The organism is Listeria floridensis FSL S10-1187, assembly GCF_000525875.1.
Classification (GTDB): Bacteria; Bacillota; Bacilli; order Lactobacillales; family Listeriaceae; genus Listeria; species Listeria floridensis.
The window spans coordinates 1-7,773 of sequence record NZ_AODF01000048.1 but is presented as its reverse complement, the minus strand read 5'-3'; the positions used below and the strand labels follow the sequence as shown (position 1 = coordinate 7,773).

8 protein-coding genes, 1 rRNA gene and 1 pseudogene are annotated in these 7,773 nt (G+C 40.7%); 6 read left to right on the top strand and 4 right to left on the bottom strand.

The annotated features are described in order from the left end of the window. From MFLO_RS13535 to MFLO_RS13525, 3 genes and pseudogenes are all read right to left on the bottom strand, one after another. A 16S ribosomal RNA gene (locus MFLO_RS13535) occupies nt 1-95 on the bottom strand; the annotation flags it as partial. A gap of 526 nt (nt 96-621) precedes the next feature. Next, the gene (gene perR, locus MFLO_RS13530) at nt 622-1,059 is read right to left on the bottom strand and encodes a peroxide-responsive transcriptional repressor PerR (RefSeq protein ID WP_036098554.1); all 438 of its coding nucleotides are present in this window, start codon (nt 1,057-1,059) and stop codon (nt 622-624) included. Between the two features lie 79 nt (nt 1,060-1,138). Then, a pseudogene (locus tag MFLO_RS13525) lies at nt 1,139-2,084 on the bottom strand (NAD(P)-dependent oxidoreductase). Nucleotides 2,085-2,234: 150 nt separating this feature from the next. On the opposite strand from MFLO_RS13525, the gene MFLO_RS13520 reads away from it, so the two are divergent. The 6 genes from MFLO_RS13520 to MFLO_RS13495 all read left to right on the top strand — a co-directional run bounded on the left by MFLO_RS13520 (nt 2,235) and on the right by MFLO_RS13495 (nt 7,342). Beyond that, on the top strand, nt 2,235-3,533 hold the full coding sequence (locus MFLO_RS13520; RefSeq protein WP_036098553.1) for a glutamate-1-semialdehyde 2,1-aminomutase: 1,299 nt from the start codon (nt 2,235-2,237) through the stop codon (nt 3,531-3,533). Between the two features lie 85 nt (nt 3,534-3,618). Beyond that, entirely contained in the window at nt 3,619-4,698 is a 1,080-nt protein-coding gene (locus MFLO_RS13515; RefSeq protein WP_036098551.1) for an aromatic acid exporter family protein, read from the top strand. A gap of 407 nt (nt 4,699-5,105) precedes the next feature. Beyond that, nucleotides 5,106-5,429, top strand: a complete 324-nt coding sequence (locus MFLO_RS13510) for a PadR family transcriptional regulator (protein ID WP_036098550.1) — start codon at nt 5,106-5,108, stop codon at nt 5,427-5,429. Between the two features lies 1 nt (nt 5,430). Continuing rightward, entirely contained in the window at nt 5,431-5,766 is a 336-nt protein-coding gene (locus MFLO_RS13505) for a DUF1048 domain-containing protein (protein WP_036098549.1), read from the top strand. A gap of 2 nt (nt 5,767-5,768) precedes the next feature. After that, entirely contained in the window at nt 5,769-6,680 is a 912-nt protein-coding gene (locus tag MFLO_RS13500; RefSeq protein WP_036098547.1) for an ABC transporter ATP-binding protein, read from the top strand. Next, nucleotides 6,677-7,342 carry an ABC transporter permease gene (locus MFLO_RS13495; protein ID WP_206538348.1) on the top strand — a complete coding sequence of 222 codons (666 nt, stop codon included), beginning with the start codon at nt 6,677-6,679 and terminating at the stop codon, nt 7,340-7,342. The genes MFLO_RS13500 and MFLO_RS13495 overlap by 4 nt, the downstream gene beginning before the upstream one ends. Before the next feature lie 181 nt (nt 7,343-7,523). Here the strand turns inward: MFLO_RS13495 and MFLO_RS13490 are convergent. After that, nucleotides 7,524-7,773 (bottom strand): DUF402 domain-containing protein (locus MFLO_RS13490; protein ID WP_036098546.1); only part of this gene is annotated, 250 nt, incomplete at its 5' end.

The window sequence follows — 7,773 nt, the reverse complement described above, 5'->3', positions numbered from 1 at the left end:
GACAGAGAAGCAAGCTTCTCTTTGGTTCGTTCGACTTGCATGTATTAGGCACGCCGCCAGCGTTCGTCCTGAGCCAGGATCAAACTCTCGTTAAAATGAATTTGAATACTTATTCAACACCGTGAATAAGTTTCCTTAGCGTCATACTTGACTTCGCTAGCAATTTCTTACTAGATTTGTTTTGGAAATCACTTTTGATTTCCTGCCCTACGAATTGATTGGTGAAACATACTGTCTCATCGCTTTTTCGTCTTCTTTTTGTTCAGTTTTCAAAGGTCGATAGTTCGCAAATCTAAGTTTGTTTTGTTAAGTAATTTTGTTTTTTTGCGACTTTTAAATCATATCATTCAGACGCTGATCTGTCAACTTTTTTTTTGAATTAATTTTGTAATCAATTTCATTCAAATTCGCTGCAATTAGTAGCGCCGAGAACTAATATACCAAGATTATGAATAGATGTCAACAGAATTATGAATAAAAATGTAAGATTTTAAAAGACTAATAATTCATACAGTCAAACATCCCTTCTTCTTCCTATTAAATGCATAAAAAATGAATACTTGAAAATAAAAAGCATTTGAACAAGACATTCAAATGCTTTCAGAGCTATTTCATTTTACTTCAATTTTTAGCTTGGCATTCTGGACAAAGTCCGTAAACTTCCAAACGATGCTTATTAATTTCATAGCCAGTTACATGTGCGGCAAAATGCTCGACTTCATCAAGACCTGGATAATGGAAATCAACAATCTTTCCGCAGTTCTCACATATAGCATGGTAGTGATTAGAGGTTGTGAAATCAAATCGGCTTGATGCATCACCATAAGATAATTCCTTAATTAATCCCGCATCACGAAACACTCTTAAGTTGTTATACACAGTTGCAACACTCATATTAGGATAATCGGGCTCTAACGCTTTATAAATTTCATCCGCTGTCGGATGAGTGTGTGAATTAATTAGGAATTCCAGTATAGCATGACGTTGAGGAGTAATACGAACTCCAGATTGTTTCAGGACATCTATTGACTCTTTTAGATGAGTACTAGACACCGTCATGCACCCCTTCCTTAATTATAGATATTTTCTTACTAGTACCATTTTACCGGAAACACTTACATAATGTCAATAATGCGATTCAATAGCCTTTCTTAAGATCAATCATATTAACGAGCGGCAAATTTTCTTTATATCGAATTAAATTATCATCAAAAATAGCAAAGCTTCTCTTCAGATATTGATCAGTGTGTCCGGATACGTGTGGGGTTAAGGTGACATTTTCAAGCGTCCAAAGGGGACTGTCTTTTGGTAAAGGTTCGTCGGGAAACACATCTAGGTAGAAGTGACGGGCGGATTTGTTTTTGGTAGCAGCTTCCAAGATTTCTTTTTTTAATTGCATTACCGCGTCCAATGTTGATGAAGACTGCACTTTTTGGGAAAGCGTCGAAAAATATTTGATCGTAAATGCCATTTGTTTCTGGTGTTTTTGGGAGAACTGAGACGAAGTAGTCAGCCCGTCCGATATGCTCGACTGCTTTTTCCAAAGGATACGTTTCGCCGAAAGCATCAACTGGATGTCCCGTTGTGTTTAAGCCAATTGTCTGCATACCAAATGCGGCTGCGAATGTTGCAATTTGGCTCCCGATTGCGCCAGTTCCAGCAACAATGATGGTTTTTTGACCAAGTTCGACGACGGGATGCTCAGATTCGTAGCGTTTATCGTGTTGGGCGGCTTTGAAATAGTGGAGCTGTTTAACGTCATCAAGCAGGTAAGCCATTACAAATTCTGCCATGGGTAACGCATGGATGCCGCGTACGTTCGTGACAGTAATATTTCTTTTTTGAATGATTTCTTTCGGAAGGCCGTCAACTCCAGCAGAGAATACCATGATCCATTTGAGAGCAGAGGCCTGCTTGATGATCGTCTCGGTCAGGTTTGCGCCATATGTCACGATGACATCGATGTCCTTTAACTGTTTGAAATTTTGGATGTCATCTGTGTAGTAGTAAGTATGGGCATCAAATTTGTTAGCCTGAGCTTGTTGCAATTCTTCCGGAATTGCCATAGTAAAAACAATTTTCATCACACAAACCTCCTTGATTTTACCCCCAGTTTATTCTTTTTTTCAAAAAACAGCAATTATCTTGCCCTTCCGTGTTGCGACTTTGTCGGATTTCTCATAGAATAAGGGAGACAAGCGGGAAAGTTCGCTTAATATAAAGGAGATGTAAAGATGAATCATTCAAAATCAGTTGAACTGCATGAGGAAGCGAAAAAGCATATCGTCGGTGGTGTAAACAGCCCAAGCCGTTCTTATAAAGGGGTTGGCGGCGGTGTGCCGGTCACGATGAAATCTGCAAAAGGGGCTTATTTTTTTGATGTAGACGGGAATAAGTACATCGACTACTTGGCAGCATTCGGTCCAATTATTACTGGACACGCTCATCCGCACATCACAAAAGCTATTACATATGCGGCTGAAACGGGGGTTTTATACGGAACGCCAACAGAACATGAAATTACTTTTGCCAAAATGCTGAAAGAAGCCATCCCTTCGCTTGATAAAGTACGCTTTACAAATTCGGGTACTGAGGCGGTCATGACAACAGTTCGGGTTGCGCGAGCTTTTACTGGACGCGACAAGATCATCAAATTTGGCGGTTCCTACCATGGGCACTTTGATCTCGTGTTAGTTGAAGCAGGTTCAGGTCCATCTACACTTGGAACGCCGGATTCGGCTGGGGTGACAGAAGCCACTGCAAAAGAAGTGATCACGGTTCCGTTTAATGATTTGGATGCGTTCGGGGAAGCGCTTCGCGTTTGGGGCGATCAGGTTGCTGCAGTGCTTGTTGAGCCGATTGTCGGAAACTTCGGGATTGTTGGTCCTGAACCCGGTTTTCTTGAAAAGGTAAATGAAATGACGCATGCAACAGGTGCACTCGTGATTTATGATGAAGTCATTACGGCGTTTAGATTTATGTATGGTGGTGCGCAAGATTTGCTTGGCGTGAAGCCCGATCTTACGGCGCTCGGAAAGATTATCGGTGGCGGACTGCCAATCGGCGCTTACGGCGGCAGAGCAGATATTATGGAGGAAGTAGCTCCACTTGGTCCTGCTTATCAAGCAGGTACGCATGCTGGAAACCCGGCTTCGATTCTATCTGGGATTGCTTGTCTCGAAGTGCTGCAAGAGGATGGACTTTATGACCGCTTTGAAAAATTCGGCCGGATGCTAAAAGATGGGATTTTGGCAGCGGCTGAAGAGCATCAAATTTCCGTTACGATAAATCAAATTGTCGGAGCGCTTACGGTCTTTTTTACAGATAAAACGGTTCGAAATTATGAAGATGCGCAAAATACGGATGGCGAGGCATTCGCACGCTTCTTTAAGTTGATGCGTGAAGAAGGGATCCTACTGGCTGCTTCGAAGTATGAAGCTTGGTTCGTGACAACTGCCCATACGGAGGCGGACATTCAAGAAACACTCGAAGCTGTGCGGCGGGTATTTGCAAAAATGGCTGAAAAAGAATGATTTTCATGTCATAAAATGGAAAGTCGGGTTATAATAAGAAAAAAGTATGAGACTTGAAACTTTATGTAGAAAGGAATTACCTAGCATGAAATTCGGAGCGCGAATTTTAAAAACTGGGATTGCGATTACGCTGGCATTATTTATCGCAGAGCTTTGCAAATCTCCCTCCCCTTCTCTTGCGGGGATTTCGGCAATTTTTGCCGTTCAACCTTCGATTTACCGTTCCTACCTCTCGATCCTTGAACGGGCACAGGGAAATGTGATCGGAGCTGTAATTGCTATCGTATTCGGTCTTTATGTCGGTAACGATTTTATCTTGATCGGGGTTGCTTCGATTATTTGTGTAGCGCTTCTCCTTCAGCTGAAGCTCGAAAACACAATTGGACTTACGCTTGTGACGCTTGTGATTGTGATGGATTCGCCAGGAAATGAGTTTTTGGAAATTGCACTCATTCGGTTTGGTACAATCATGCTTGGACTTGTCGCAGCTTTTATTGTCAATTTGATTTTTATTCCGCCGAAATACGAGGTAACGCTTTATCAGCAAATTTATACGACAAATAATGAAATTCTCAAATGGATCAAACTTAATTTGAGGCATGCTGCCGACTTCCCTTTGCTGAAAAAAGATATGGACTGGATGCAAAAGCAGATGACACAAATTCGCGGTCAGTATGATTTATTTAAGGAAGAACGGTCGATTCGTAAAAAAGATATGATCTCGAAAGCGCGTAAAATTGCGATCTATCGGCAAATGATTCTTTGCTCGCAAAAAGCGATTGATCTTTTGAAGATTCAGCATCGTTATGAAAATGATTACTTACAGCTTGAACCTGAAAAGCAAGAACTAATTCGGCAACAAATCGATTTTTTGACAGACAAACACGAACAGCTCCTGCTTACTTATATTGACAAAGTAGCGGTTGACCTTGATTACGTAGAAGATCATTTGGCACAAGACCCTAAAGAACTGATGGATCTTTTTATCAATGAACTGAAGTTGGATGAGGATGCGAGTGCGGTAGATGAATATCATTTGATGCGGATTATTGCTTCTATTTTTGCTTATCAAGAAACGGTTGATTACTTGGATAAGCTTATTCACAGCTTTAAGCTTCGTCACAAGAAAGACAATAAAATTGAAATTAGTGTTACGGAAGAATAAAAGAAGCGAACAGTTATTCCAGCTGTTCGCTTCTTTTATTCAGCTTTCAAATCAAATGTTCGTTTTCAAAATGATGGTATTTAATGTTCCCCCGTTTTAAGATTTAATACATCCTTATCTGTAAGCAGAATTAAACTCGAGGCTTTTCATTTAAATTTAGAACGTTGGCTGGCTTGCAAACTCACTGTCCACTGAACTATATATAACTTGATTCACTGCACTGATTTTAAATTTGATCTTTTCTTTACTATTTCATTTTTTATAAACTTCAGCATTGATTTTTTCCCTACTTAGTATTATTATGTAGTAGAACTAAGTTATACAGAGTAGTAAAACTGCTACCTTCATCTGCTATTTATTTTTAGAAGGCTTCACTACCTAGTCATACAATATAGAGGAGGATTACAATGAAAGGTCTCACGGAGTTGTTAAAAGGTGTTCTTGAAGGTATTGTGCTAGAGCGCATCAGTCAAGGGGAAACGTATGGATACGAAATTACGAATTATCTAGTTGATTTAGGCTTTGAGGATATCGTGGAAGGAACGGTTTATACTGTGCTACTTCGCCTTGAAAAGAAAGGTTTGCTTGATGTTGAAAAACGAAAATCTGAGCTTGGGCCGCCGCGCAAATTTTATAGGCTGAACGATTCCGGTAAGGAATATTTGGCTGTCTTTTGGGAAAAATGGGGCTTTATCGAAGAACGGCTTCGACAATTGAAAGGAGATAAGTAAAATGAGGAATTTTATTAAGGATATGATCGGTTCGAAAAAACGGTATAAGGATTATAAAAAGGCCAAGCAAAATTTACCAGAGCATTATAAAAAAGCGCTTGATGCGCTTGAAAAATATATGTGGAATTTTGCGAGAGGCGAAAATTTTATGGTCGTTTTGGAAGGTGTGCTTCACTTGTTTGAAGAAAGTTCAATTGATAATGTACCGGTAACTGATATTTTAGGTACTGATCCGGTTGAGTTCGCCGATTCGATCATGGCGCAGTATCCGGAAGAACTTTGGATTATTAAAAGTCAAGATAAGCTTCGAGAAGATATTAAAAAAATTGGAGAGTGAAGATGATGGATGCGATTCGAATTGAAAACTTGCGAAAAAGCTATAAGAATCATGAAGTTTTAAAGGATGTTTCGCTTTCGGTCAAACAAGGTGAGGTATTTACGCTACTTGGAGAAAATGGAGCGGGGAAAACAACGCTTATTCATATTTTGGCCACTTTGCTCCATGCGGATGCTGGCACGGTTACGATTCTAGGTGAATCGCTTGCTGAAAAGCCAGACAAGGTGCGCGAACTGATCAGCTTGAATTCGCAATCTAATACGCTCGACGAAGCCTTCAGCGGCTACGAAAATTTGAAGCTTATTGCTGAACTGCGAGGCGTAAAGGATGTGAAAGCAGAGATTACTCGAATTTCTGAGCGCCTCAACTTGGATAGTTTTTTGAAACGCAAGGTTGCTGAGTATTCTGGTGGAATGCGACGCCGGCTTGATATTGCGATGTCGCTTGTCGGGGACCCAAGCTTAATTTTTTTAGATGAACCGACGACTGGGGTTGATCCGAAAAATCGGATTGAAATTTGGAAAACGATTCAAGAGATTCGTGATTCCGGCAAAACGATTTTTCTGACAACGCAATATTTGGAGGAAGCTGATCGGATTTCCGATCATATCGGTTTTATTCATGATGGCCGAATTGTTTTATCAGGTACGCCTGAACAAGTGAAGCAAAAGGCTGAGAAACACTACTTGCTGGAACTAGATGCGACAGATTTTGATCAAGGTTTGGCTCTCTTGCAGGAAGGCAACTTGTCTTATCAATTAACTGACAAAACGATTGAATTAAATGAAACTGTAGCGCAGGAAGCACTTCAAATTTTGCTCGCCAAAGGGATTTCGGTCGAGAAGTTTAACTTGGCCGAGGTTAGCCTAGAGTCGATCTTCTTGCATGTTACGGGAAATGAGGGAGAAAAATGAAGGCTCTAAAGCAGTTATTTGTGCTGACAAAACGGATAATTAAGCAGAATATTACGGATGTTGATACGATTATTACTGTGATTGGAACGCCCATTTTTATGCTACTTTTCTTTGTTTATGTTTTTGGAGGAAATATTACGGTCGGCGGCGAAACGGATATGAAGGCTTATCTCGAGTACGCTCTACCCGGCTTTTTACTGATTACGATGACGATGGGTTCTGCCTACACAGCGATGCGCATCAATGTCGACAAGAACAAAGGTTTTTTGAACCGGCTGCATTCACTTCCGATTAAACGCTGGATTGTACTCGGTTCGCATGTTACAGCTTCTGTTATTTTTATGTTGCTCGCAGAGATTATTGTTCTTCTCGTCGGTGTTATGATGGGTTATCGTACGGAAGCAAGTCTCGTCGATTGGCTGATCTTTTTAGGCTTATCAGCGCTTTTTGCTTTTGCGATTACGCTACTTGCTATCCCCTTCTCGCTTAAAGCTAAAGGCTATGCAGGTGCCGGCGGGTTTTCCTACATTTTGCTGATGCTACTCTTTATAAGTTCGGCACTGATGCCTACTAAGGGCATGGCTAAGCCGGTTCAACTGTTTGCCGATTACCAGCCGATGACACCGATTGTTGAAACCGCACGGGCACTTTTTAAACCATGATTTCAGTTTCAATGCTTCAAGCACGATTCAAGCACTAATTTGGCTCGCCGCGCTGATTGTTTTATTCAGTGTATTTTCCTTCAAGCGTTATCAACAAGTATTTTCAAAAGCATGATGGTCAAAAAAGACAAAACCCCCTAAGCTGCGAGCTCGCAGCTTAGGGGTTTTTTCTTTCGTTCTGTCAACGGTATTCTTTATACTTCTCGTACCAAATGTCAATATAATCTTTGGAAAAAGGACCTTTTTTATCCAAAATCCAGTGACTTAAAATATCCACGTTTTTCCGCAAAATGCGATCAATCGAATCTGGATATTTCATTTGGCGGCGGTGCTGCTCATACTCACCTTCGTCAAGCAAGTGAAATCGCCCGTCCGGAAAAACTTTGATGTCAAGATCATAATCAATGTACTTCAGTGCCTCTTTTGTCAAC

What these genes read in the sequence shown, in the direction of transcription:
- MFLO_RS13515 (WP_036098551.1), top strand. Translation starts at nt 3,619, where the DNA reads ATGAAATTCGGAGCGCGAATTTTAAAAACTGGGATTGCGATTACGCTG.
- MFLO_RS13510 (WP_036098550.1), top strand. Translation starts at nt 5,106, where the DNA reads ATGAAAGGTCTCACGGAGTTGTTAAAAGGTGTTCTTGAAGGTATTGTG.
- MFLO_RS13495 (WP_206538348.1), top strand. Translation starts at nt 6,677, where the DNA reads ATGAAGGCTCTAAAGCAGTTATTTGTGCTGACAAAACGGATAATTAAG.
- MFLO_RS13500 (WP_036098547.1), top strand. Translation starts at nt 5,769, where the DNA reads ATGATGGATGCGATTCGAATTGAAAACTTGCGAAAAAGCTATAAGAAT.
- MFLO_RS13520 (WP_036098553.1), top strand. Translation starts at nt 2,235, where the DNA reads ATGAATCATTCAAAATCAGTTGAACTGCATGAGGAAGCGAAAAAGCAT.
- MFLO_RS13505 (WP_036098549.1), top strand. Translation starts at nt 5,431, where the DNA reads ATGAGGAATTTTATTAAGGATATGATCGGTTCGAAAAAACGGTATAAG.
- perR (WP_036098554.1), bottom strand. Translation starts at nt 1,059, where the DNA reads ATGACGGTGTCTAGTACTCATCTAAAAGAGTCAATAGATGTCCTGAAA.